This is a genomic window from Prescottella sp. R16, assembly GCF_030656875.1.
Taxonomy (GTDB): Bacteria; Actinomycetota; Actinomycetes; order Mycobacteriales; family Mycobacteriaceae; genus Prescottella.
Map to the genome: position 1 here is coordinate 1,533,080 of NZ_CP130943.1, position 22,775 is coordinate 1,555,854.

A 22,775-nucleotide genomic window follows, 5' to 3' on the forward strand; every position below is an offset into this window, starting at 1 on the left:
GGCCTCTTTCCTGGGGTCCTGGGCTAGAAGTTCCTGGTCAGCCACTCGATCAGGATGGCGTTCGTGCCGTCGGGATCCTCGAGTTGTGTCCAGTGGCCGGTGTCGATCATGCGGCGTTCGAAGGTGGCGAAGTACTGCAGCATGGTGTCGGTGAGCGACGGATGGCAGATCGGGTCGTGGCGGGCCGAGATCAGCAGCGCCGGCACCTCGAGTTTGGCGACGTTGCCGTCCGGGTAGAGGGCCGTGTGGGTCCGCCAGTTCTCCAGGATGCTGTGATACCAGTTCAATCCGCCGCGAAATCCTTTGCGCGCGAAGGTGTCTGCATAGAATCTCAGATCTTCGGGTGACAGCACCGGTTCGCCGGGCCACGTGGATTCGTCGTCGGCCAGCCAACGGATGTACGACATCGTGTCCGCGTCGTGAGCACCGCTGCGGGAAAGGTTGGTGCCCGCCCCGGTGTCGCGGCGCATGAAGAACCGGAACGTCCGCGCCGGGTCGGCATCCATCAGTTTCTCGCACTCGTCGGTGCGGAAGTAGGCCACATAGTTGTCGGGACCGTACGCCTGCTCGTACTTCTCGAGGGGGTTGTCCCGCATGTACCCGAACGGCGTGTTGAGGGTGACGACACCGGCAACCGAGGCCGGGTGCAGGTGCGGCATCCACCAGGAGACCATGCCGCCGAAGTCGTGTCCGATCACCACCGCTTTCTCGTAGCCGGCGTCGGCGACGAGCCCCGCGATGTCCGTCGTGGTGTCGGCGATGCCGTAGCCGTTGCGGTCGTCGGGTCCGGTGGAGAGCCCGTATCCGCGCATGTCGGGTGCCATGACGTGGAACCCGGCGGCCGCGATGGGCCCGAGCTGGTGTCGCCAGGAGGCCGCGAGCTCGGGGAAGCCGTGGCACAGCACCACACAGACGTCCCGGGTGCGTCGCGCGGGACGTTCCTCGTAGACGGCCAGACGGACTCCGTTGGTGTCGACGTAACGGGGTTCAGGAAGCATCGGCGAGGACCTGTTCGGGTAGCTGGTCTTCCGTCAGCACAGTGACACTCGCCGGCCCGGAGTGGTAGGAATCCTCACCCTGGATCTTTCCGTCCGCGTCGACCGGCCACAGGATCAGCTGCCGGGACACGACCAGGTAGTAGGCCGATTCGTCGTCGACAGGGATACCGATCTGCGCCGCATACGAGCCAGGATAGATCTGTTTCAGGAATCCCTCGGTGACGAGGCAGTCGTCGTCGAGGACCAGGCGGTCGATCGCGTATTCGAGGACGTTGGAGCGCGACGCGACGAAGTCCGCGTAGTAGGTGCGCACGCCGTCGGTGCCTTTGGGGCCGCGGTCGTGGCCGGCGTGCCAGAAGTGGTAGTCGGGTGCGTCGTTGAGGGTGTCCATCAGCCGGTCCAGATTCGGCTCGGCCTCGGCCTTCATATGTTCGATGACGGCGGACAGCACCACGCGCTGACGTTCGCTGGACGTCGTCTCCAAGCGTCGCTGCAGGGGTTCCCACGTCTTGGTCGGGTCGATGATCGGCATGTGCCGTGTTCCTTTCTCTCAGGGGTCGGGATCCGGTGACGATGTGACGTCAGGACAGGGCTGTTTCGGGAGTGCGCTTACGGGGAATCGCCAGTGAGACAACGGCCCCGATCAGGGCTGCGGCCGCCGCCACGAGGAACGCGCCACGGAAGCCGTCCGCCTCGTAGGCGATGCGGCCCTTGTCGGAGCTGACGACGAACTCGGCGAGGATCGCGAAGCCGATCGTGGAGATCAGCGTGCCGGCCATCGTCTGCGACACACCGACGAAATTCGATCCGAAAGCGCGATCGGTCTCCGGCAGGACCTGCAGGGCAAGATTCGGAACGGCTGCGTAGATCATGCAGCCGAGACCGAAGACCACCCAGACGACGACGATCACAGCCGGTGCCGTCGGGATGCTCGCGAGCACGGCGGAGGCGACAGCGAGGAGTACGGCGCCCAGCACGAGATGCATGCGGAATCCGATCGATCGGGCCGTTGCACCCACGATCAAGCCGCTGACGACGATGGCAAGCTGTCCGGGGAGCAACCAGCCAGCCATGTGCGTCGCGGAGAGACCGAATCCGTATCCGGTGGACGTCGGTGCCTGCAGCAGCATCGGGGTCAGGCTGGCCAGCAGCGTCGTCGCACCGTATGCGACACCCCCACCGATCAGGATGTAGCGCAGGGCCGGATGCGAGATCAGGTCGAGGCGGATCAGCGGTTCAGGGGTGCGGCGTTCCCACCAGACCCACGCTGCGAAGCCTGCCAGTGCGACACCCACACAGAGCAGCGTGCGACCGTCGGCCAGTCCCCATTCCTTGCTGCGCGACAGGCCCAGCATGATGACGAAGACGCCGGCGGTGAGCAGTGCCGCACCGAGCCAGTCGATCCGGGACTTCGACCGAATCGGTGTCTCGGGCACACACAGTGCCGTCAGCACGGCGCCCACCGTGCAGAACGCGAACGCGAACCAGAAGACCGAGCGCACCCCGAAATGGTCCAGGAAGACACCGGCCAGGAGCAGCGAAACGACACCGACGAATCCGACTCCGGTATTCGCGATGCTGATCGAGATCGGTTGCAGGCGTGGCGGAAAGATGTCGCGGATGAGGGTGTAGCCGAGAGCCATACAGGCGAACGCCACACCGGACAGGAAACGGCCCACGACCAGGATCGGGAACGTCGGCGCAGTTGCCGAGATCAGGGCGCCGACGGCACCGATCGCGGCGGTGACCACGAGCAACTTCTTCTTGCCGTAGCGGTCGGCGAGTTTACCGATGATCGGCGACGCCACCGCGCCGGAAAGGGTGAACGCGGTCATCACCCAGACCACCGCCGACGTGTCGAACTCTGCCCCGACGTGCGGGAGCGCGGGAGCGAACAACGAGAACCCCAGGGCGGACTGCTCGGTGAGCAGCAGGATGACCGCGAGGACCCCGATCCAGTACCGGGTGGGCCGACCGGGCACGACCGCGGAGTCCGCCACCTGCGCTGAGCCGTAGGACTCACCGGGCGAAGTGGAAACACTCATTCTGATTCACCTTTGCTCGCGGGATCAACGGAGGACGAAATGCTCTGCGACGGGGGTGCGATGGGCGTTCCAGACGTCGACGAGCCGCCACGGGCAGGCGACGACGACTCGTCCGTCGGCGTTGCGGTAGTAGGTGTGGGCGGTGTCGGTGTGCCGCCAGACGGTGTTCTCCATTGCGGTGTCGATCTGCTCGACGTAGTCGTCGTAGGCCTGCCGGGTGGGCTCGATCGACCGGACGCCGCGCTCGGACATCAGGTGCAGGCATTCGAGGAGGAAGTGCACTGCGACCTCGATCCCGAAGTTGTTGCCGGCGCCGTGGCTGGGATTCGCATTGGGTGCAGAGGTGATGAACAGGTTCGGGAAGCCCGGCACCGTCCCGCCCCGGTACGCGCGGGGGTCGTCTCCCCACTCGGCACGTAGGGTGTGGCCGTTGCGGCCGCGAATATCGATGGTGGACAGGAAGTCCAGGTGGAATCCGGTGGCGTAGACGATGACGTCGGCTGCGACGAGACGTCCGTCCTGTGTGACGATTCCTTCCGGCACGACGCGCGCCGGAGCTTCCGCGACGACGTCGACGTGCTCGCGGGTCAGTGCCGCGTAGTAGCCGCCGGGATCGCGGATGATGCGTTTGCCGAAGGGCGCGAAGTCCGGGGTGAGCTTGGCGGCGAGTTCCGAGCCGGCACCGAACGTGCGATCGATGTATGCCAGACAGTCCTGGAGCAGGAAATCGTTGGCACGAGAGATCGACAGATGCGTCGCGGCCCAGTCCGGGTCCACGATCACGACGGGGTACGCGCTGTCCGCCGAACCCCAGAACGCCTTGAGTCGTATCCAGTTGGCGTAGAAGGGAACGTTCGCCGACAGCCAGCGCTGATGCTCGGGGACGTCGTCGCTGTCGCGTTTGCGTGGCGCAACCCAGTGCGGTTGACGCTGAAACAGTGTCAGGTGCTCGACGTCGTCGACGAGTGAGTCGACGATCTGTGCCGACGTGCACCCCGCCCCGACGACCACCACCCGCTTTCCGGCGAGGTCCACGGTCGGATCCCACTCACCCGAGTGGATGCTGGTGCCGGCGAACGATTCGATGCCGGGGACGTCCGGGTACTTCGGCCGATTGAGGTAGCCCATGGCCGTCACGACGACGGCGGCACGGGACGTGGTGTGGGTGCCGTCCGCGTTGCGAACATGGATGTCCCACAGAGACTCCGAATCGTCCCAGGACAACGAGGTCACTTCGGTGCCGAATCGGGTGTTCTCGTAGATCTCGTGCTTGGCGGCGATCCTCCGCAGATACTCCTGATACTCCGATCCCTTCGGGTAGTAGCTGGACCAGCCGGGGTTCAGTTCGGACGACAGCGAGTAGTACGACGACGGTGTGTCGACCCCCACCCCGGGATAGGTCTGGGTCAGCCAGGTGCCACCGAGATCCTCGTTGCGCTCGAAGATTCGGTAGGCGAGACCCTCACGGGATGCGCTGATTGCAGCGGCGATACCGGCCAGGCCGCCCCCGATGATCGCGAGGTCGAACTTCGGGGGATGCTCCGAGATGCGGACGGGTCCGGCCGGTCGGAAGCCGCCCTGCTCGGCCAGCATCGGGAGGAACTCTGCATCGAGGTCGACACCGAGCGCCACCGGTACGAGCCGGCCGAACAGCTCGAGCGCCCGGTCGGGATCCGGCTGTGCCACGCTCGACGCGCGGAGAAGCTCGTCGACGAGGGCCTCGGCCGTGTCCGGATCGGTGCGGCCCGCATGTTCCGGAGGATCCGGCACATGCGAGATGGCTGCCGCGTACCTGTCGAGGTACGCGGTCTCCCCGGTGAGCTGCACGAGAATCGCCAGCAGCACACCGGGATCCGCCTGACGGAGGTGCTCCCGGAGCACGTCGGGGTTCGCCGTCGGTGCTCCGGTGTCGCAGGAGGAGAGGGTCGTGTCGGTACCGACCGTCATGGGTCAGCTCCTTGCTGTGTGCGCCGTCGAGGTGGCGGCTCGGGTTCGGGTGGGCCTCGGTTCGCTCGATGCGTGAGCACGGTGTGACCGAGGACACTAAGATACTTATATCTCGATGTCCAGACTCTCAGTCTGATTATCGGGAACACGATATGTTTTTCGGCCCGAAAAGCTGTTTCGGGGCTCTCGGATGGGTTACCGTCCGTCTCACGCCGACCGAGGTATCCGGTCGCCGTAACCACTTGCGTAGCAGTCACATTCCCGACCAGAGGAGCATCGCTCATGGAAGAGCTTCGGTTCGACGGACAGGTCGCACTGATCACCGGCGTGTCCACTTTCGGGCTCGGACTCGCCTACGCCACCCAGCTGGCCGAACGGGGCTGCGCGATAGCGGTCAACGATCTCGGTCGAGACTGGGCCGGCGGCACGAGCGAGCCCGGAACGGCCGAGGCGGTGCGGACGATCACGGACGGGGGTGGGACTGCCGTGGGCGTCAGCGGTGACGTCGTCTCCGACGCGGACGACATCGTGCACCGCACACTCGACTCGTTCGGGCGCCTCGACATCGTGATCAACAATGCCGGCGCGGGCGGTGACTTCGACACCCTCGTCGACGTCCATCTGCGCGGAGCGCACCGCATCACCGAAGCCGCGTGGCCGCATCTCGCCGAAACCGGCGCGGGACGGATCCTCAACATCTCGTCGAACGGCAGCTTCGGTGCGCCCGCAATGCCGGGGTACGCGGCCGCCAAGGGCGGAATCCTCTCACTGACCCGCACCCAGGCCATCCTGGGCAGACGCGACGGGATCCGTTCGAACGCGATACTCCCGGCTGCATGGACACGATCCACCGCGGGAATCGACAACACCGAGTTCGCCGAGTTCATGCGAACACACTTCCCCGCACGCGCAGTCGCCGCGTTCGCCGCCTACCTGCTGCACACCGAAACCGTCGTCAGCGGCGAATCCTTCACCGTCGGAGGAGGTTTGGTCTCACGCGTGGTCCAGGCGGAAACGCAGGGAGCCCTGTCCGGCGACCACAACCCGGAAGCATGGTCGACCCTGATCGACGACGTCATGGCCGACAGCAGCATGACCGTCTCCACCTCGATGTGGTCGCAACTCGACGCCTTCGTCGGCCGCATGGGCGAGAACGTGCGTGCCGACTGGGAAACCGCACGGATACAGCCGGACACCGACGCCAAGGTCGCGTCCTGAACCAGGAGATGACACCGATGCTCGAACTCGACCCCGACGTCGCGGCGTACCTGGGCACACGCGAGAACTGGGTGCCCATGCACGTAGCCGGAGTGGACGCCGCACGGGCCGCCTTCGACGCAGTACCGCAACCACCGGGCCCGCCCATGCACCACGTCGAAGACCACATCGTGCCGGGTCCCCACGGGCCACTGCGTATCCGCGCCTACCGTCCGCGTGCCGCTGCGGGACTCCCCGCGATCGTCTACTTCCACGGAGGCGGACTGATCATCGGCAGTATCGACCATTTCGACCGGCTTGCGCGGCTGATCGCACAGGCTTGCGATGCTGTCGTCCTCGGTGTCGACTACCGGCTCGCACCCGAACATCCGTTCCCGGTCGCGAACGACGAGGCGTACTTCGCGACACAATGGGCCGCGGACAGCGCCACCCGACTGGGTATCGACCCACACCGGATCGCATTGGCGGGCGACAGCGCGGGCGCGGCACTGGCCGCGGGGACGACACTGCAAACCCGCGATCAGGGCGGTACACCGATCACGTTCCAACTACTGATCTATGCGGGTCTCGACCGCGATGACACGAAACCGTCGGTGCACGAGTTCGCGGACGGCCCCATCATCACCGCGGGTGACTTCGCCTGGACGAAGAACCTCTACCTCGGCGACGACCCAGCCACGGACCACCCGTACGGTGTGCCCTCACTCGCCGAGGATCTTGCGGGACTGCCGCCCGCGATCGTCGTCACCGCCTCCCACGATCCCAGCCGCGACGGTGCCGAGGAATACGGAGAAAGGCTGCGTGACGCCGGCGTCCAGACAGCCCTGCTCAGGTATCCCGGTGTCGCACACGGGTTCCTGATGCACGCGGACCGTCACGTACGGGCCCGGCTGGCACTCGCGGAGATCGGGGGCATCGTGCGCGCCAAGTTCGCCGCGACCTGACCGGAGGCGTCGGTCACCCCGGTGAGAGGGTGGAATGCCAGACATCGGTGATCGTGTCGATCGCACCGTCGCGATCGACCGACCACCCTCGCACCATCCACGTGTTGAGGAACAGCTCGAGACCACTGATGAGGAGAAGCGCACGCCGCTCGGTCTCGGCGGCGTCGAACCGCCCCCACAGTTCGGTGTTCGCGGTCAGGGCGGAAATGAACCGCCGGTGGTAGTCGATGTAGAACTCGTCGAACTGAACCAGCCCCGCGGACTGGACCCGCAACCGGGAACTACTGGCCTCCCACACCTCGACGACGTGCTCGACCCAGGTACGGATGGACGGCCGAGTCCACTCGCCGAGCCGACCGAAGTCGGCGTAGAGCTCCTCCGCGCGATCCCACGACTCGAGCACGATCGCCCGGACGATCGCATCCTTACTGGGGAAATACGAGTACAGCGTGGCCCGGCTCGCGCCGGCGACCCGAGCGATGTCGTCGATGGTCGTCCCGCGGTACCCGTGCTCACTCATCAAACGAGCGGCGACGTCGACGAAGTGGGCGCGCGTCCGCTGTTTCTGCACATCACGCAACGACGGAACGTGCCCTGTCTCGCTTTCCATACCGATAGTTCAACACACGGCGGACGTCGGCAGGTTCACGGATGCCGCGGCACGCCCTGGACGAACCCGACCGCGGGTTCCATGCCCACCTGATCCTGCGGGACACCCAATCGGGGCTGCGCTCACCGCGCCTCGAATCGTGCCTCCACATCCGCGGTGATCCGCAGCTTCTCCGGGACCAGTTCGACGGTGGGCCGATCACCGTGCGCGGGCCCCGACGCCGCCATCGACCGCATCACGGGCATACCGGCGTCGGGGCGGTGTCCGTCGAGCAGACCCGGATCGGCGAGCGCGACCGCGGTGACATTCTCGAAACCGAGACTGTCGGCATAACCATGCGCCTTCGCGAGAGCATCCTGCACCGCCAGATCACGCACCCGCGCAACTACTTTCGCATGCCTCTTGCGGGTGAGACTCCAGCCGATACCGGTGACGTCGACGCCCTCGATCCCGGCCAGCCGATCCACGATCGCGGCGACCGCATCGAGATTGCGGACCGTCACCGCGCCGGTCGCAGTCGACCGATAGTTCCACGGCAGCCTCTCGCCCTCCGGGTGATACGGGCGGTAGCGGGAATGCTGCACCCGATCCAGCGACCAGCGCGACAGATCGTGCTCGACCCCACGGATCGCGTCGGTGAGGGCTGCCGCCGACGAGGTCGCGGCATCCGCTGCTTCGGCACGGCTCGAGCCGTCGAACTCGATACTCACACGGACCACGCACCGGTTCGGGGCAACGGAACGCTCGCCATGGCCGGTGACGGTGATCGTGACAGGGTTCGTCATGACACCAGTGTTCCCGAGAGCGGGGCGGTCAGAACAGCGTCGGCTCCGCATGGGCGCCACTGCGGGCCTCCCGCACGCGAGCATTCCAGCGCTGCACCAGCCACATCTCGATCAGCTCCGGATCGGTGCCCACCCGCTGCGACCACGCGTCGAGCAGCTGCAGATAGCGGTCGTAGCGGCGCAACGTGAACCCACTGACCGACGGCTCCTCGAGCCAGCCCTCGTGGATCAGCGTCGACACCCCGTGCTGGTCGATCAACTGGGCGCGGACACCACCGCGCCGCACCCCGGCCGCCCACAGGAACAGCGCCATCAACGACACCCCCACCCCCGGCATGTCCGGCCACCCCGACCACGAATCGCCCGACGGCTCCGGAATCCGCTTGTCCTTCACGCACCGATCCAGCACCTGCTGGATACGGGCCAGCGGATTCTGCTCGACGAGCGGAGTGAACACATCCGGTACCCGTCGGGACGCCCGACGGTCCCGATGCGCACTGCGCCACGCCGCACACAGAAACAACAACCCCAACGCATCATGATCGGATTCGACCAGCGCACTGCCCAACTGCAGATCGTTACGCTGCACCACCGCCGTCCCACGATCCACGATCCGACCGTCCAGATCACGCCCGTGCAGCACGACCTCGTGGCCCACCTCCCGCAGATGGTGATTCCACCAGTCCAGATCCACGTGCGCACTGTCGTCCAGCACATGCAGCGGATAGGCGCGGGCGCGGCACCACAACACACACGCCTCCGGAGGAGCGAACCCTTCGTCGAGCAGATGCATGCCGCGATGATCGCACCGGGCACCGACAAGAGCCGGGTACGACACGGTGTCGGTGCTGGTCGGTAGCATCCGCACCCGATCTTGTAGTTCGGGGAGATTCGGGGGAACAACAGTGCGTGGATCTACGACGGCAGTAATCGGTGCAGCGGCCGTGCTGCTACTCGCGGGGTGCGGGCCGTCCGACGGCGACAACGCGGAGACCGCAGCCGAGACGACATCGACCGTGTCGCCGACATCATCCGCAGAGACAACCACCGGGGCGCCGTCGACGTCGTCGGAGACCGTGTCGAACGAACCTATGTCGGTGTCGGCAGACGACTACTACCTGGGCTACGGCAAACATGCGTTCCGGCTGGAGTCGGGAGTCGGGGGCTGCTGGTTCAATCCGAACGCATCGACACCCGGCCCGCACATGTCGTGCAGTGTGAAACTGGTGGACCAGACCCCGATCGTGGATCCGTCTACCGGGGTCCGGGCTCCCGCCAACGCCGTCGTGCTCGACCCGGACGGAGCCCGCAAGGTCGTCAATGTGGCCGGCGGACTTACTGCCGGCCCGGTGTTGCCCGCAGGAGCGACACTGACCGTCGGTGAACTCGAATGCGCGACGACTCCGTCGGGTGCTGTTCTCGAGTGCAGTGGACCTGCCGGATCGTTTCGATACGACGGTGTGGCCGGCGAGGTAGAAATCGTCTCGAACGGCGCACCCGAGACAGCTGCCCCGAAACTGTCCGGTGTCGGCGACCGGTGCGGCACCGTTATGGGCCGCACCGCGCTACCGGTGGTGGTTCTCGACGGTGCAGTGGACTGCGAGGCCGCGCTGGCGATCGCGGACCGCTACCTGAACGATCCGACTGTGGAAGCACAGGGGCAGGGACGGTACGCGAAGATCGACGGCTGGATGTGCATGTGGCCGTACGTGCCCGGCCGATCACACGCAGATTCCTACCTGCAGTGCGACGACGATCCGATGCACCCACAAGCATCGTTCCGAATCGGCGACTGAACCGCACGGTGGCCGAACCTCTACTCCACGCCTACCGTTGACGGTGAGGCCCCGATCGCGAATGGCTACGTAAGCGATCGGGTCCTCGCAGCAGGTGAATGCACATGATTGCGTTGGCGGTATCGGCGCTGGTGGTGGGTGTGGCGCTGATCGTGCTCGAAGCCCACGTCCCGACCTTTGGTGTGCTCGGCATCGCCGGCACAGCCCTGGTTGGCGTCGGCGTGTGGCTGCTCATCGAATCCGGGGGCTTCGGATTCGAGGTGGCCGTGCCGGTGACCGTGGGTGTCGCCGCCGTCGGGCTCGGAACCGTCGCCGTCACCGGACGGAAAGTCCTACGGGCCCGCCGCGCCCCCGTCCAAGGCGACGTCGATTCGCTCGTCGGAGCCGACGCCGTCGTCCGCACCTGGGACGGCGACCGGGGCCAGGTGCAGACCGGTGGCGAACTGTGGAGCGCCCGAATGGAGTTCGGCTACCCCGGAACACCGACCGTGGGGGAGTCCGTCGTCGTCGAACAGGTGCACGGGCTGACGCTGGGCGTACGGCGTCGTGAATCGTGGGAGCTGCCATGTTGACCACCATCGTTCTGGCCGTGCTCGTCGTCGCACTGGCGGCAGTGGTGATCGCATCGGCGTCGGTGCGGGTGCTACGCGAATACGAGCGCGGCGTCCTGTTCCGGCTCGGCCGCCTCGTCGACCTGAAAGGACCCGGACTGGTGCTGCTGATCCCGGCGATCGACCGGATGGTGCGGGTCAGCCTGCGGACCGTCACATTGAACGTGCCCGTGCAGGAAGTGATCACCCGCGACAACGTGCCCGTCAAGGTCACCGCCGTCGTGTACTTCCGCGTCGTCGACGCCGACCGCTCGATCCTCGCAGTGGAGGACTACGTGGCGGCCACATCACAGATCGCGCAGACCACCCTCCGTTCGATCCTCGGCAAAGCCGAACTCGACGCCCTGCTGGCCGAGCGGGAACGCCTCAACGAGGACCTGCAGAAAGTGATCGACCAGCAAACCGAACCGTGGGGTGTGAAAGTCAGCACCGTCGAAATCAAAGACGTCGAGATTCCCCGCGACATGCAACGCGCCATCGCCCGCCAAGCCGAAGCCGAACGCGAACGCCGCGCCAAAATCATCAACGCCGAAGCCGAATATCAGGCATCGTCGCGGCTCGCCGAAGCCGCCGACGTCATCAGCCGCAACCCCACCACCCTGCAACTCCGCTACCTGCAAACCCTCGGAGAAATCGGCGGCGAGAACACCTCCACAGTCGTGTTCCCGATGCCCATCGACCTGATCCGGCCGTTCCTCGGCTCCGCGGGTGACGCCAGCGGCCCCGTTGAGACTCCGGCCGCTTCATCGATCGGCACCGAGACGCCCGCGCTGCGGGGACGCAGCGACATGGAAGCACTCATCGCCGGCTGGACGTCTCTGGCTGCCGACGCACAGAAGATGCACAGGTAGCGGACTGGAACCGTTTCCCGCCGCGGTGCGTCGAACTAGTGTGAGCCGCGTGAATGGGGGGAAACAGGTGCGTGCAGCACTGGGGATCGTAGGAGCGGTGCTCGTGCTGGCCGGATGCTCGTCGGGAACAGTGGCCGGGGACGCAGGACCGGTCGGGAAAACAGCCGGGGAGCCGGTGTTCAGTCCGTGCGACGACATCCCCGACGACGCCGTGCGGGCAGTGGGCATGGATCCGGCGACGGAAGAGCGCGACATTATGGACGTGCACCAGCCGGGGTGGAACATCTGCATGTGGAATAACGACACCCACTTCGTCACGGTTTTCTCGTCGGCATACACCCTCGACGACGTACGGCAGAACCCGGACTTCGAAGAGTTCGTACCGGTGGACCTGGCAGGGCGGGAGGCGTTCACGTTCCGTGACGTGAGCGACCGAGTGAGGTCTCGCTGTGACGTCGCGACGGCGGTGTTCGGTCGTGCGGTGATGGTCTCGGTGTCTGAGTCAGGGAAGACCTTGACGGCAGAAGCACCGTGCGATGCAGCGTTGCGTGTAGCTCAGGTATTCGAGCCGTATCTACCTGAGTAGTCCGATCAAGGGGAGGAGATTGCGGATGGTCGAGAACTACGGATGGGAAGGCCTCACTGCGGTGGTTGAGGCCGGTGATCTGTCCATGGATCCGGGGACTGCGAAGCAGTGTGCTCGGAAGTGCGTCGAGTTCGCAGACAAACTGCGGGTGATCCGAGAGCGGGCACACCAGTTGGGGCGCGTAGAGGGCTTCGGAACTCTTCCCAGCGGACTCGCACTGAAGGCCAAATTCGAGGCGAAAGCCGTGGGCGGAGAGTATTCGATGGTGCAGGCGCTGACCGATCACATCGATGAGGTCGAGCGCATGCGAACCGTCTTCGAGACCATCGAACGCCGCTATGCCGAGACCGAGCAGGCGAATGCGTCGATGATCGGGGCGATCGACCCCGAGTGACGGGTGGGTTCGAGGAGTCCCGCGAACCCACCCGATCGGATTACTTCGAAGGCTCGCCGACGGGAATCGTGGAGCCGAGATCGCCGGCGTCGTGGCTGCCGCAGGCACAGTCGTCGCCGCAGCCTCCACAGCCGCCTGCGTAGGAGTCGTCGTCGGCGTCGCAATCGAGAACACCACCGAACTTGGCGGCGAAGTCGTCGTCCAGGTCGTGGGTGAGCTCGTGGATCTCGTCGACCAGATTGATCAGATGCTGCGGCGCGAACGGATCGGCGTCGACGAGCGTCGACACCAACAGATGCCCGTCCTCGATCGTGAAACGCAGACGAGGCCACTCGGCAGCCAGCTCCGGCAGATGCTGGGTGGCTGCGGTGGACTCGCCGAGTTCGCTCAGCAGCGACGCCCACACGTGCAACTGCGGCCCGTCCTCCGCGACCGTGACATACAGCCCGAAACCGTGAACCGGAACCGCGATGTCACCGTCCTCGTCGATCTCAGGGGCACTACCCAGCAGCTCCGTCAGCGCCCGGACGGACAGATCGTGCAACTGCTCACGGCTGTCCGTGGCAATCGCGAAAGCGCCGTCGAGCTGCAGCGGCTGCTCTGTGATGTCGTGGTCGGTCATGGTGATCCCCTGTTCCGGCGCCGGCCGGAAAATGGGGCGGCGCGAGTCGAACGATGTGTGCAGTACACGCTATCGCGGACGGCGGATCGGGTAGCGGCCGAACCTGGCTCTGACGGTGCGTTATGGACCACAGGGACTGCCCCGGCTTTGGTTGACTCCTGACCGGTGAGGATTGATCCTCACCTGGAAGGATCATTGATCATGCCCAGGCCCTACCCCGCAGAGTTCCGCCGCGACGTCGTCGCCGTCGCCCGCAAGGGCGATGCGCCGTTGTCCCGGATCGCGAAGGACTTCGGAATCTCCGAGGCCACACTGCACAACTGGCTCAAGAAGGCCGACATCGAGGACGGTGTCCGTCCCGGCGTGACCGAGCAGGAGTCCGCCGAGCTGCGTGAACTGCGCAAACGCAACCGCCTGCTCGAGCAGGAGAACGAGATCCTGCGGCGGGCCGCGGCGTTCTTCGCCCGCGAGTTGCCCCCAAAATGACCTACCCGCTGGTCCTCGACCTTGCCGCCGACGGCATCGCCGTCGCGGTGACCTGCCGGGTGCTCGGATTCTCCACCCAAGCGTTCTACAAGTGGTGCCAGGACCCTGTCTCGCAGCGTGATTGGGACGACGCCCACCTGATCAACGCCGCTTTCACCATCCACGCCGACGACCCGGCGTTCGGGTACCGGTTCATCGCGGACGAGCTCCCGAGCCGAGGTATCACCGCCGGCGAGAACAGGGTGCAGCGGTTGTGCTCACAGCAGCGGATCTGGTCGGCCTTCGCGAAGAAACGCGGTCTGAGCCGCAAGTCCGGACCGCCAGTCCACGACGACCTCGTCGCCCGCGAATTCGCTGCGGACAGGCCCGACAAGCTGTGGCTGACCGACATCACCGAGCACCACACCGATGAGGGCAAGCTCTACCTGTGTGCGATCAAGGACTGCTTCGGGGGCCGGATCGTCGGCTACTCGATCGATTCCCGCATGACCTCCGAGCTGGCAGTGGCGGCGTTGCGGAACGCGATCGCCCTCCGTGGCCCGGCGGGGACGATCGTGCATTCCGACAGGGGCAGTCAATTTCGTTCCAGAAGATTCGTGGAACTGTTGTCCGCCAAAGGGTTACGGGGTTCGATGGGGCGTGTCGGGGCGTGTGGCGACAATGCGGCGATGGAGTCGTTCTTCTCGCTGCTGCAGAAAAATGTCCTCGACCGGCAGCGCTGGGCTTCTCGCGACGAACTCCGCATGGCGATCGTGATCTGGATCGAACGCACCTACCACCGTCGGCGTCGTCAACGCGGCCTCGGCAAGCTCACCCCGGTCGAGTATGAGACCCTCAATCAGGCCCCACTCGCGGCCTGAACCTCTACACCCCGCGAGTCAACTGAACTCGGGGCAGTCCCCGACTCTCCTACGCCCCCGCCCGAATCCGTTCCCCGTTCCGGATGAGCCGCCCGTTGCCGAGTGCGTGGTCGAGGCAGGCTTCGAGTCGGTCGCGACTGGGCCCGGTGAGGCGGGTCTGGTTGAAGACCGCCATGGTCTCCCGCATGAGGGGTTCGATGTCGAGTTCATGGCCCCGGCATACGGCGGCCATCGCGTTGACGATCTCTTCGGGCGCGATGTCGCCCAGGGAGCGGGTGACACCTTCGGGTGTGGTGCGGTAGCCGCGCCACTCGACCCGGTCGAGTTCGCGGGGCCACACGAAACTGCCCAGCGCCGTGGCGTGCACGAGTTCCGCCGGCACACAGTCGGTGATGAAACCCTTGCGCGTCGCGGACACGCGGTCGAAGCCGAAGCGGCGTCCCACATCTCGTGCCAGCCGATCCAGTTCGATCGGCCCCTCGATCTCCACTGTCTCCCGCACCGCCGCCGTGATCCGCCCCCGCACGGACTGGGACGACGTCCGATCGAGATCCTCGCGTTCCCCGATCGCGGTGGTCGGCGCACACCGGTATTCGACACCCCGACCGTGCCAGTCCCGCACCGACACCACCGGAACATCCACAGCGGCCGACGCGATCAACGCGTGTTCCTGAACCTCGGGCGCATCCGGCACGTCGTCGTCCTCCGATGCCGCACCCCACGACAGTTCGACATCCTCCGACACGTCCACGTCCACGTCCTCGACCGCGACGTCGTCGAGACCCCGCGCCTCGAACTCCGCCATCTCCGACGCCCGCTGCGCGGCAGCAGCTTCCATCTGCCGCAGGAAGAAGGTGCGTCGGCCGCGTGACACGATCACGGCCACGTCGACACGTTCGAGGATCCGTTCGGGCATGTCGATCCAGTCCGGCAGCCACACCCGCAACGACGACCGCCAGCCCATGATGTCCTCGAGAAGCCGGGGTGTGGCGTCCCGGTCGGCGACCGTGGGACGGTCCGCCCACCGCGGGCCGTCGAGCATCAACGCCACCTGCCAGTGATCGCATCCCGGCTCACGCACCACGATGTCGAGAACGAACTCGGACAGCCCGTAGTTCGCCTCCACCTCGTAGCCGCGTGAACGCAGTGCGGAACACACCGACTCGTGGACGGCGTCGATGCCCTCGCTGCTGCCGGACCGGCCGGCGGCTGAGCCTGCGGCGGCGAGCTCGAGGTAGCCGCGCAGATGGGCGAGGCCCACGGAGTTGGTGCGGGTCAGGTCGATGTCGGCCGGGTCGAACGACGTGATGATGACGACCTTGCGACGTGCCCGCGTGATCGCCACATTGAACCGTTTCTCGCCGCCCGCACGGCCGATCGGGCCGAAGTTCAACGGCAGCTTCGGATCCCCGGGCTTCTTCGAGAACGCCGTGCTGAACAGGATCACGTCCCGCTCGTCGCCCTGCACGTTCTCGAGGTTCTTGACGAAGATGCCCTCCTCGGCGTCGGCGCGGAGCTGCTCACGCACCCGCGGATCGTCGCACTCGTCGAGCAGATCCTGCACCAGCGTCCGTTGCTGGGTGTTGAACGTGACCACACCGATGCTCTGGCCGGCCAGGTGCGGGGTGGACAGTCTGGTGCGGATCTCGGCGACGATCGCCTCCGCCTCCACCCGGTTGGTGCGGAACTCGTGCTTCTTGTCCTCGCGGTTGAAATGCCCGTCGACCCGCCGCCATTCGACACCGGCCGTGACATCGCCACCCGGCGACGGGAGGCTCGCAAGCCGGCCCTCGTAGTAGTGCCGGTTCGAGAAGTCGATGAGCGACTCGTCCTGGCTGCGGTAGTGCCACGACAGCCACAGCCGCGGCACACCCGACTCGACACATTCGGTGAGGATGCTCTCCGAATCCTCGGGGGCGAGCGTGCCGTCCTCGTCCTCCTCGTCGTCGTCCGCGGTCGACACCTGCCCGAACGATGTCGGCGGCATCTGCTGCGAATCACCGACGATCACCGCGGACCGGCCCCGCCCGAGAGCACCGATCGCCTGTGCGACCGTCACCTGCGACGCCTCGTCGAACACGACGAGATCGAAGGTGACCGAGCCGGGTGGCACGAACTGGGCCAGCGAGCCGGGGCTGACGAACACGCACGGCGTCGCCGCGAGAATGTGCTCGCCGTAGCGGGCCATCAGCTGACGGAACGTGGCACCGCCGCGTTTGCGGTCGAGGAGACGACGCAGCTCCCCGATGTCGCCGCGCAGGGCGCCGGCCCGGAAGGGGCGTCGGGCCAGCAGGGACGCCGGCAGCGCCCGCACCTGCTCGGCGCGCAGCACGTCCGCGGCTACCGCGAAATCGTCCACCTCGCCGTCGCGCAGCGCGGTGTCGAAATCGGCGAGTCCGCTCACCCGGCGCCGCTCGGCGATCGACGCGTGCGCCACACCCCGGATGAACGCGACCGGCGCCTCACCGGCGGAGATCCGGCCGGCCAGCAGGTCGTCGACGAACTCGGTGAGCCCGGCCCGGCGGAGTGGATCGAGGAAACCCGACAGCCGCGACCAGGTCCGGAACCGGCGGGCGCCGCTGCTGCGGGCCTCGTCGGTCCATGCCGCGCTGTCCCGCTCCCATGCCGCGAGCCAGTGCGCGTCGCCCCGCCACCGGGCGAGCGACTCGTCGTCGGCGCCGACACAACCGCACCAGGTCGTCCACGCCGCCGACACCTCGTCGAGGAGACGGATCTCGTCGGCGGTGGGGAAGCCCTGCGACACGAGCAGCTGCCACAGTTCCGGTTCGGCGTCGACGAACGCGACCGTCGCGGCAATGTATTCGAAGATCGGCGCCAGGTCGTCGATACTGTGGGCCGCCAACGGATTCCACGCCACCGGAGCGAACGGTCCCAACAACTCGGCCGCCTGCGTGCGGATACGGGTCACATGTTCGCGGGCACCCGGGATCGCCCGCAGCAACGGCAGCACCCGATCCGGTGCCAGGTCCGCACCGGAGACGGCGAACGGTTCGATGCTCCGCTGGAACTGTTCGGCCCGCTTCTTCTTGCCGAACACCCCCTTGTCGACGTTCTCCGCCTCCGTCACGAACGCGGTGATGTCCCCGGCCTCGACGAACATCGGATCGAACATCGCCAGCAGCGGGGCACAGTACTGGTGGAGACGCCGGATCTCGGCGTGCAGGGCGTCCCGTCCGGCAGCGAACTGCGGCCCCCGCATCCACGCGAGCGTGGCGGCGTCGGGGACCGGGCGTCCGAGCTGGCGGGACGCGGGCACGTGGAGTGCGTCGATGCGAGCGGGCTCGTCGAGACACTCGAGCAGCGACCGCATCCGGGGATGCGCGTGAATCGATTCCAGGGCGGCGGCGAGCCGGGCGGCGTCCGCGGCCACCCGGGTCTCGTCGGCGGCGTCGGGTAGACGGCCGACGATCGCCCACGGACTGCCGTCGTGGACCGGGATCGAGCGACCCAGCCTGGAGAACTGTTCGGCGGCGTCGGCCAGCTCCGTGCGAGAAACCGTGGGCGAGGTGACGAACGCCGTCGGAATCGGTGCGGTGACACCGGCTCCGACACCGAGGAGGTCGTCGTACGACACCCACAGCGACTGGTCGATACCGTTGCGGCCGTGGATTTTCGCGGGATAGTCCGCGAGCGGGGCGAGCCGGGTCCGGTAGTCGGCGAGCTTCGCGGTCCAACTGTGCTCGTTGTAGCGGACCGTGTGGTCGATCGAGGTGCGCAGCTGTTCGCGAATAGCGTTGGGGGTCTGGCTCTTCCCGTGTAGGTCGAGAGTGAACTCGCTCAGCCCCACCCGGCCCAGCCGCTTCTTCACCACATCGAGCGCCGCCTGCTTCTCGGCGACGAACAGCACGGTCTTGCCCTCGTCGAGGGCGTGCGCGATCAGGTTCGTGATCGTCTGCGACTTGCCGGTGCCGGGCGGCCCCTCGAGAACGAACGTGCGCCCCTGTCCCGCGGCCACGACGGCACGCAGCTGGGAGCCGTCGGCGGGAATCGGGACGGGCACGGCGGCCTCGTCGACGACGATGTCGTCGAGACCGGAATCGTCGGTGGCCTGCGGATCGCGGAACGACTGACCGGCGTGATGCGTCAGATGCCGGACGATGGGACTCTGCTCGAGGACATCCCAGTGATCGGTGAGGTCCTTCCACATCCCGAACGTGCCGAACTGGCAGATCGAGACCGTCGCGACCTCGTCGATCCGCAGGTCGATCTTGTTGTCGACCAATGCCGCCCGGATCCCTTGCAGGGCCTGGCCGATGTCGAGTCCGCTGGCGTCGAGCTTCGGCGATTCGAGCGCATCGATCGACACGTTGTGCTTGAGTCGCAGCCACTCGACGAGGCAGTAGTTCGGGGACGCGACTTCCGTTGTGTCGACGACGATCTGGTACGGGCTGCGCCCGGTCCCGCCGACGATCTTCACCGGCAACAGGAACAGTGGGGCGCGAGCCTCCGCACCGGTCGACGTGTGATGGATCAGCGCACCCAACGTCAGGTAAAGGTTGGAGCTGCCGGTCTCCTCGAACAGCATCCGGGCCGTGCGGGCCAGTTCCTTGAACCGTCGGACGTACAGGTCGCGGGACACGGCCGCATACACGGCATGATCCGTGGACAGGCTGTCGCGCAGCAGATCCGGGGCGATGTCGGCGGCGACCCGGGCACCCTGCAGCTGGTGGATCGACGACAGGTCGTCGTGCGGCTGCATCGTGATCGGCTTGCCGGAATGAACGATGTCGTCGAGGACCGCCAGCCCCGATTTGGGGATGTGCAGGTCGACGACCTGCGCGGAACGCCGCAGATTCAGGAGCCGATTGCGGGTGCTCAGGTCGAGCAGCGACCGCTTCCACTTGCGGACCCGCGCGGGTGCGTCGTCGGTGGTGTCGAGAACGGTGTCGACGTCCGCGGCGTGGGTCTCGAGATGATCCGGCAACTCCAGGACACTGTCGGAGAGCGGGATCGGCTCGTCGGAACGTTCGACCACCACCTCGTCGGAACTCGGGAGCGGGGTGAGCCCGTCCCGCCGCGCCCCACGGACGTTGAGGACGCCGTGCAGGTTCTCCGGCCGTGCGAAGTGACGCCCGCCGACGTCGACGGCGGACGCGAAACTTCCCGCCGCGGTGTCGTCGTAGTAGATCGCCTCGACCGGGACGGCGAGCCCCGATTCGACGAGGTTCACCATCGCGTTCTGTTCCGTCTCGGTGGCGCGGACGACGGTGGCGTCGTCGTCGCGGAGGAAGCCCGCGAACGCATGGCCTTCGACGAGCCAGACCAGGGGATACAGTCCGGCAGCCTCGAGGCAGGCCGCGTAGGTGACGGAGAGGTCGATGCAGGTGCCGAACCGGTCCTCGATGACCTGCGCGGTGGTCCGAACCTTCTGCCCGGTGCGTTCGAACGACGCGGGCGGGTTGATGTACCGGATGCGACGCGACCGGAGCGCCTCGTACACGGCCGCAGCGATCTTCGCGGCCCGCTCCGGGCCACCCTGGTAGCCGTCGATCGCGGAACTGTCGGTGTTGCGGCCCAGGATCTCCGACGCGGCGTCGAGGACGGACAGGACGGCCCGCGTGTTGGGCTGCACGAACGCGGCGAGGGACTCGTAGTAGATCGGCGCGTTGAACCACTCGTTGTGGGCCAGAATGCGGGTGGGCACCGCCAGTTCGGTCGTGCCTGCCCACAGCCGGCCGATCGTCACCGTGATGGACGCGGGATGGCTCTCGTTCAGGCCCCGCAGATAGTCGACAGGGGGAGTGAAAGCCGCGAAATCGGTCCACGACACCGCGGCATCGGCGTCGAGCACGCCGTCATGGGTGCGGGACCAGGCCGGCGCGAGCTCACGGCCGTTGCCGTGCAACTGCACGGTCACCGACACATCGGTCATCGGTTGCCCCGACGTGTTCACCACCGTCAAAGCCGAAATCAACGGAACCCGGTTGTGCGCCAACGCCAGATTCACAGCCGGCTGCCCCAGCAGACGGACCTCGAACCCGTCGGCCTCCACAACGACACCCTGCTCCAGCGACCCCATCGCCCCTCCGCGAACGAACCCCCACCCGCCGGAACCGGCCGATGCACCGGCCGCACCATGCAGACCGATCCACGAAATGGTACGACCGGAGCCGACACGCCCGACACCAGGTCAGGAAAACGAGCCGTCCCCTCGTGAATGGACTGCGCCGGACGACAAGTCACCGACCAGTAAGTTCACGAAAAGTATGTGTGACGCCGCTTCTTGATCAGTCGAATGGGCCGCGCACTAGGGGCTTTGGTCCCAATTTCTGGAATTGGGTGGAGCTTTCCTCGGGTGAATGGCTGCGTCCGCTTCGGTGCTCCTTCTGACTCATTCCCGGACCGGCTACAGTCCGGTTCGTGACACCGAAGGTCGACCTCTCCGCTCTGACCCGCCAATCCGTCCTCGACGCCATCACCGAGTTCGACGCACTCGGCCAGACCGAATTCCTGCAACGACGAGGCTTCAAGCGGGCGAAGAACTACCGGTTGGTGCACGGTGGACGCTTCTACGATTCGAAGGCGATCGTCGGTGTCGCCCACGGCTACGCAACCGGCGTGTTCGTCGACAACACCGGCTTCTCGGGTGGTCTCGCCACCGTCGCCGAATGCCTGTCGGGTCTGGGCTTCGTGGTCGATCACGGCCCCAAGGGTGCAAGCGGTGGCCTGCTCTGGGAACTCGAAGTGAACACCCGCGTGTTCACCGGCAACGGCCGAAGCGCCGCCTACAAGTACGTTGTCCTGCTGTGGGCTGTCGTGCGGCATCGACGGTCGCCCGGACCGGTGGCCTTCTCGAAGGTCCGGAAGGAGCTGGCGGACTATCTGGCCCCGTTCGCCGTCGCCGACTCGCCGCCGGATCCGATCGATCCGTGGGTGGCGCTGCGGAACAGCGGGTGGTGGACGCTGCACCTTCCGGAAGGCGTCGACAGCGCGTCGGTGACCAACCGAGAGGCGAAGTCCCTGACCAGATCCGACGACCTCCAGGCCGGGCTGAGTGTGTCCGTGCGTAACCGGCTTGACAACGAGGTGTGGCGGGCAGAGGCGACCGCCGTCCTGCTCAGACGGATCGACGAACTCGCCGGCACCGGTCAGTTGCCCACGGATGCAACCGGTTCCGACTAGAAGAACGCGCTGCCCAATGTGCCCGTAGCCTCCAGGCTGTCGGCCTGTGTCCTCATGAAAGCCGCTACTATCCGGATAGATTCGACAAATCGGGCTGCTGCCGCGAGAGCCTGTCCCACGATGTTCTGTGCGCTTTCGTTTGCGACACCGGACAATCCGAGGTGCTGCACCTCCGACATTGCATCGGCGATCCTGGTAGCCAACTGCGACAGTGTCTCCTCCACTTCGCGAAAGTTGTCGGTACCGCCGAAGTTGAGGTTTGCCATGTCGCGAGACTATCCCCGCGGATCGACTCACCACCCCGGATGGAACGGTTCGATGGCCGGCGGTTCCGCGTCGGTGCGTGTGGGCGCCGGCGGGTTCGGTCCACCCCAGCGTTGTTCGGCCCATGCGAGACAGGGGTCGCGATCCTCCGGCGCGGCACTCATTGCGAACTCCGTGATCTTCCAGTTGCCGAAGACGTCACCGGAGGGCCGCGCATCTCGACCGGGAGGGCCGGCGAGTACATAGGTTTCGGAGGGAACGAGGAGGTCTTCCGAGGATGGGGATGTGGGCGGTTCGGTCGCTGGATCGGACAGTCGTGCGCTGATCCGGTAGGCGTGCAGGACGTAGAACGGATCCCCCGTCGGTAGCCGGTATCTGTCGTCGGCGAGGGTTGAGATCTGGGTGGTGTCGAGGCAGACGAGCGCATCGAACCTGGTGGGGGACTCCTCGAGTTCGGCAAGTTGCATCCTCAGGGTGCCGATGCCGCCGTCGGGACCCTTGGATGGCAGGGTTCCCGCCCCGTCCGAGGCTTCGAGGTAGCCGGGGTAGGTGTAGCGGAGTCCCAGAGCCAACGAGATCTCGTCGCTTTCGACGGCCGCGCGCACGACTTGAGCT

The 22,775-nt window shown here is 66.4% G+C and carries 20 protein-coding genes; 9 read left to right on the plus strand and 11 right to left on the minus strand.

The genetic code is table 11. From position 1 onward, the window contains the following. Positions 1-23: 23 nt before the first annotated feature. From Q5696_RS07230 to Q5696_RS07245, 4 genes are read right to left on the minus strand one after another with little or no spacing between them, the layout of a single operon-like run. Positions 24-998 carry an alpha/beta fold hydrolase gene (locus Q5696_RS07230; protein WP_305094519.1) on the minus strand — a complete coding sequence of 325 codons (975 nt, stop codon included), beginning with the start codon at positions 996-998 and terminating at the stop codon, positions 24-26. Then, positions 988-1,530, minus strand: a complete 543-nt coding sequence (locus Q5696_RS07235) for a nuclear transport factor 2 family protein (protein ID WP_305094520.1) — start codon at positions 1,528-1,530, stop codon at positions 988-990. Before Q5696_RS07235 ends, Q5696_RS07230 begins: the two co-directional genes overlap by 11 nt. 49 nt (positions 1,531-1,579) lie before the next feature. Continuing rightward, entirely contained in the window at positions 1,580-3,043 is a 1,464-nt protein-coding gene (locus Q5696_RS07240) for an MFS transporter (protein WP_305094521.1), read from the minus strand. Between the two features lie 24 nt (positions 3,044-3,067). After that, positions 3,068-4,990 carry a flavin-containing monooxygenase gene (locus Q5696_RS07245; protein ID WP_305094522.1) on the minus strand — a complete coding sequence of 641 codons (1,923 nt, stop codon included), beginning with the start codon at positions 4,988-4,990 and terminating at the stop codon, positions 3,068-3,070. Between the two features lie 282 nt (positions 4,991-5,272). On the opposite strand from Q5696_RS07245, the gene Q5696_RS07250 reads away from it, so the two are divergent. Together Q5696_RS07250 and Q5696_RS07255 are read left to right on the plus strand one after the other, a co-directional pair. Beyond that, positions 5,273-6,208, plus strand: a complete 936-nt coding sequence (locus Q5696_RS07250) for an SDR family oxidoreductase (RefSeq protein WP_305094523.1) — start codon at positions 5,273-5,275, stop codon at positions 6,206-6,208. Positions 6,209-6,225: 17 nt separating this feature from the next. Then, entirely contained in the window at positions 6,226-7,152 is a 927-nt protein-coding gene (locus Q5696_RS07255; protein WP_305094524.1) for an alpha/beta hydrolase, read from the plus strand. Positions 7,153-7,165: 13 nt separating this feature from the next. Here the strand turns inward: Q5696_RS07255 and Q5696_RS07260 are convergent, their stop codons facing one another. The 3 genes from Q5696_RS07260 to Q5696_RS07270 all read right to left on the minus strand — a co-directional run bounded on the left by Q5696_RS07260 (position 7,166) and on the right by Q5696_RS07270 (position 9,340). Then, positions 7,166-7,762, minus strand: a complete 597-nt coding sequence (locus tag Q5696_RS07260) for a TetR/AcrR family transcriptional regulator (protein WP_305094525.1) — start codon at positions 7,760-7,762, stop codon at positions 7,166-7,168. A 122-nt stretch (positions 7,763-7,884) separates the two neighbouring features. Continuing rightward, positions 7,885-8,547 carry an SIMPL domain-containing protein gene (locus Q5696_RS07265; protein WP_305094526.1) on the minus strand — a complete coding sequence of 221 codons (663 nt, stop codon included), beginning with the start codon at positions 8,545-8,547 and terminating at the stop codon, positions 7,885-7,887. 28 nt (positions 8,548-8,575) lie between these two features. Beyond that, the gene (locus Q5696_RS07270) at positions 8,576-9,340 is read right to left on the minus strand and encodes an 8-oxoguanine DNA glycosylase OGG fold protein (RefSeq protein ID WP_305094527.1); all 765 of its coding nucleotides are present in this window, start codon (positions 9,338-9,340) and stop codon (positions 8,576-8,578) included. Positions 9,341-9,644: 304 nt separating this feature from the next. On the opposite strand from Q5696_RS07270, the gene Q5696_RS07275 reads away from it, so the two are divergent. The 5 genes from Q5696_RS07275 (at position 9,645) to Q5696_RS07295 (ending at position 12,785) form a co-directional block, all read left to right on the plus strand. Further along, on the plus strand, positions 9,645-10,343 hold the full coding sequence (locus Q5696_RS07275; RefSeq protein WP_305094528.1) for a hypothetical protein: 699 nt from the start codon (positions 9,645-9,647) through the stop codon (positions 10,341-10,343). Positions 10,344-10,447: 104 nt separating this feature from the next. Then, a complete protein-coding gene (locus Q5696_RS07280) occupies positions 10,448-10,915 on the plus strand; it encodes an NfeD family protein (RefSeq protein WP_305094529.1) in 468 nt (155 codons plus the stop codon). Continuing rightward, entirely contained in the window at positions 10,912-11,805 is an 894-nt protein-coding gene (locus tag Q5696_RS07285) for a slipin family protein (protein WP_305095168.1), read from the plus strand. Before Q5696_RS07280 ends, Q5696_RS07285 begins: the two co-directional genes overlap by 4 nt. Before the next feature lie 67 nt (positions 11,806-11,872). Then, positions 11,873-12,391 (plus strand): DUF3558 domain-containing protein, encoded by a 519-nt coding sequence (locus tag Q5696_RS07290; RefSeq protein ID WP_305094530.1) that lies wholly within the window; start codon positions 11,873-11,875, stop codon positions 12,389-12,391. A gap of 25 nt (positions 12,392-12,416) precedes the next feature. After that, positions 12,417-12,785, plus strand: a complete 369-nt coding sequence (locus tag Q5696_RS07295; RefSeq protein ID WP_305094531.1) for a hypothetical protein — start codon at positions 12,417-12,419, stop codon at positions 12,783-12,785. A 40-nt stretch (positions 12,786-12,825) separates the two neighbouring features. Here the strand turns inward: Q5696_RS07295 and Q5696_RS07300 are convergent, their stop codons facing one another. Continuing rightward, on the minus strand, positions 12,826-13,407 hold the full coding sequence (locus tag Q5696_RS07300; protein WP_305094532.1) for a T3SS (YopN, CesT) and YbjN peptide-binding chaperone 1: 582 nt from the start codon (positions 13,405-13,407) through the stop codon (positions 12,826-12,828). Positions 13,408-13,608: 201 nt separating this feature from the next. Between Q5696_RS07300 and Q5696_RS07305 the strand changes: the two genes are divergently transcribed. Further along, positions 13,609-14,753, plus strand: a protein-coding gene (locus Q5696_RS07305) for an IS3 family transposase (RefSeq protein WP_305091796.1) whose coding sequence is annotated in 2 segments (ribosomal slippage) — positions 13,609-13,882 and positions 13,882-14,753 — 1,146 coding nt in all. Because the reading frame shifts where the segments join, the coding sequence is not laid out codon by codon here. A 49-nt stretch (positions 14,754-14,802) separates the two neighbouring features. On the opposite strand, the gene proA is transcribed toward Q5696_RS07305, so the two are convergent. Then, positions 14,803-20,793, minus strand: a complete 5,991-nt coding sequence (gene proA, locus Q5696_RS07310; RefSeq protein ID WP_305094533.1) for an anti-phage protein ProA — start codon at positions 20,791-20,793, stop codon at positions 14,803-14,805. A 341-nt stretch (positions 20,794-21,134) separates the two neighbouring features. Between proA and Q5696_RS07315 the strand changes: the two genes are divergently transcribed. Continuing rightward, positions 21,135-21,896, plus strand: coding sequence for a ScoMcrA-related endonuclease (locus tag Q5696_RS07315; RefSeq protein WP_305094534.1), 762 nt, complete (start codon positions 21,135-21,137; stop codon positions 21,894-21,896). On the opposite strand, the gene Q5696_RS07320 is transcribed toward Q5696_RS07315, so the two are convergent. After that, positions 21,893-22,162 carry a hypothetical protein gene (locus tag Q5696_RS07320; protein ID WP_305094535.1) on the minus strand — a complete coding sequence of 90 codons (270 nt, stop codon included), beginning with the start codon at positions 22,160-22,162 and terminating at the stop codon, positions 21,893-21,895. The two genes, Q5696_RS07315 and Q5696_RS07320, sit on opposite strands and share 4 nt — an antisense overlap. 27 nt (positions 22,163-22,189) lie before the next feature. Further along, positions 22,190-22,732, minus strand: a complete 543-nt coding sequence (locus Q5696_RS07325; RefSeq protein WP_305094536.1) for a hypothetical protein — start codon at positions 22,730-22,732, stop codon at positions 22,190-22,192. Positions 22,733-22,775: the final 43 nt, after the last annotated feature.

Coding starts and splice junctions, on each gene's coding strand:
- Q5696_RS07230 (WP_305094519.1), bottom strand. CDS start 998: ATGCTTCCTGAACCCCGTTACGTCGACACCAACGGAGTCCGTCTGGCC.
- Q5696_RS07235 (WP_305094520.1), bottom strand. CDS start 1,530: ATGCCGATCATCGACCCGACCAAGACGTGGGAACCCCTGCAGCGACGC.
- Q5696_RS07240 (WP_305094521.1), bottom strand. CDS start 3,043: ATGAGTGTTTCCACTTCGCCCGGTGAGTCCTACGGCTCAGCGCAGGTG.
- Q5696_RS07245 (WP_305094522.1), bottom strand. CDS start 4,990: ATGACGGTCGGTACCGACACGACCCTCTCCTCCTGCGACACCGGAGCA.
- Q5696_RS07250 (WP_305094523.1), top strand. CDS start 5,273: ATGGAAGAGCTTCGGTTCGACGGACAGGTCGCACTGATCACCGGCGTG.
- Q5696_RS07255 (WP_305094524.1), top strand. CDS start 6,226: ATGCTCGAACTCGACCCCGACGTCGCGGCGTACCTGGGCACACGCGAG.
- Q5696_RS07260 (WP_305094525.1), bottom strand. CDS start 7,762: ATGGAAAGCGAGACAGGGCACGTTCCGTCGTTGCGTGATGTGCAGAAA.
- Q5696_RS07265 (WP_305094526.1), bottom strand. CDS start 8,547: ATGACGAACCCTGTCACGATCACCGTCACCGGCCATGGCGAGCGTTCC.
- Q5696_RS07270 (WP_305094527.1), bottom strand. CDS start 9,340: ATGCATCTGCTCGACGAAGGGTTCGCTCCTCCGGAGGCGTGTGTGTTG.
- Q5696_RS07280 (WP_305094529.1), top strand. CDS start 10,448: ATGATTGCGTTGGCGGTATCGGCGCTGGTGGTGGGTGTGGCGCTGATC.
- Q5696_RS07295 (WP_305094531.1), top strand. CDS start 12,417: ATGGTCGAGAACTACGGATGGGAAGGCCTCACTGCGGTGGTTGAGGCC.
- Q5696_RS07300 (WP_305094532.1), bottom strand. CDS start 13,407: ATGACCGACCACGACATCACAGAGCAGCCGCTGCAGCTCGACGGCGCT.
- proA (WP_305094533.1), bottom strand. CDS start 20,793: ATGGGGTCGCTGGAGCAGGGTGTCGTTGTGGAGGCCGACGGGTTCGAG.
- Q5696_RS07320 (WP_305094535.1), bottom strand. CDS start 22,162: ATGGCAAACCTCAACTTCGGCGGTACCGACAACTTTCGCGAAGTGGAG.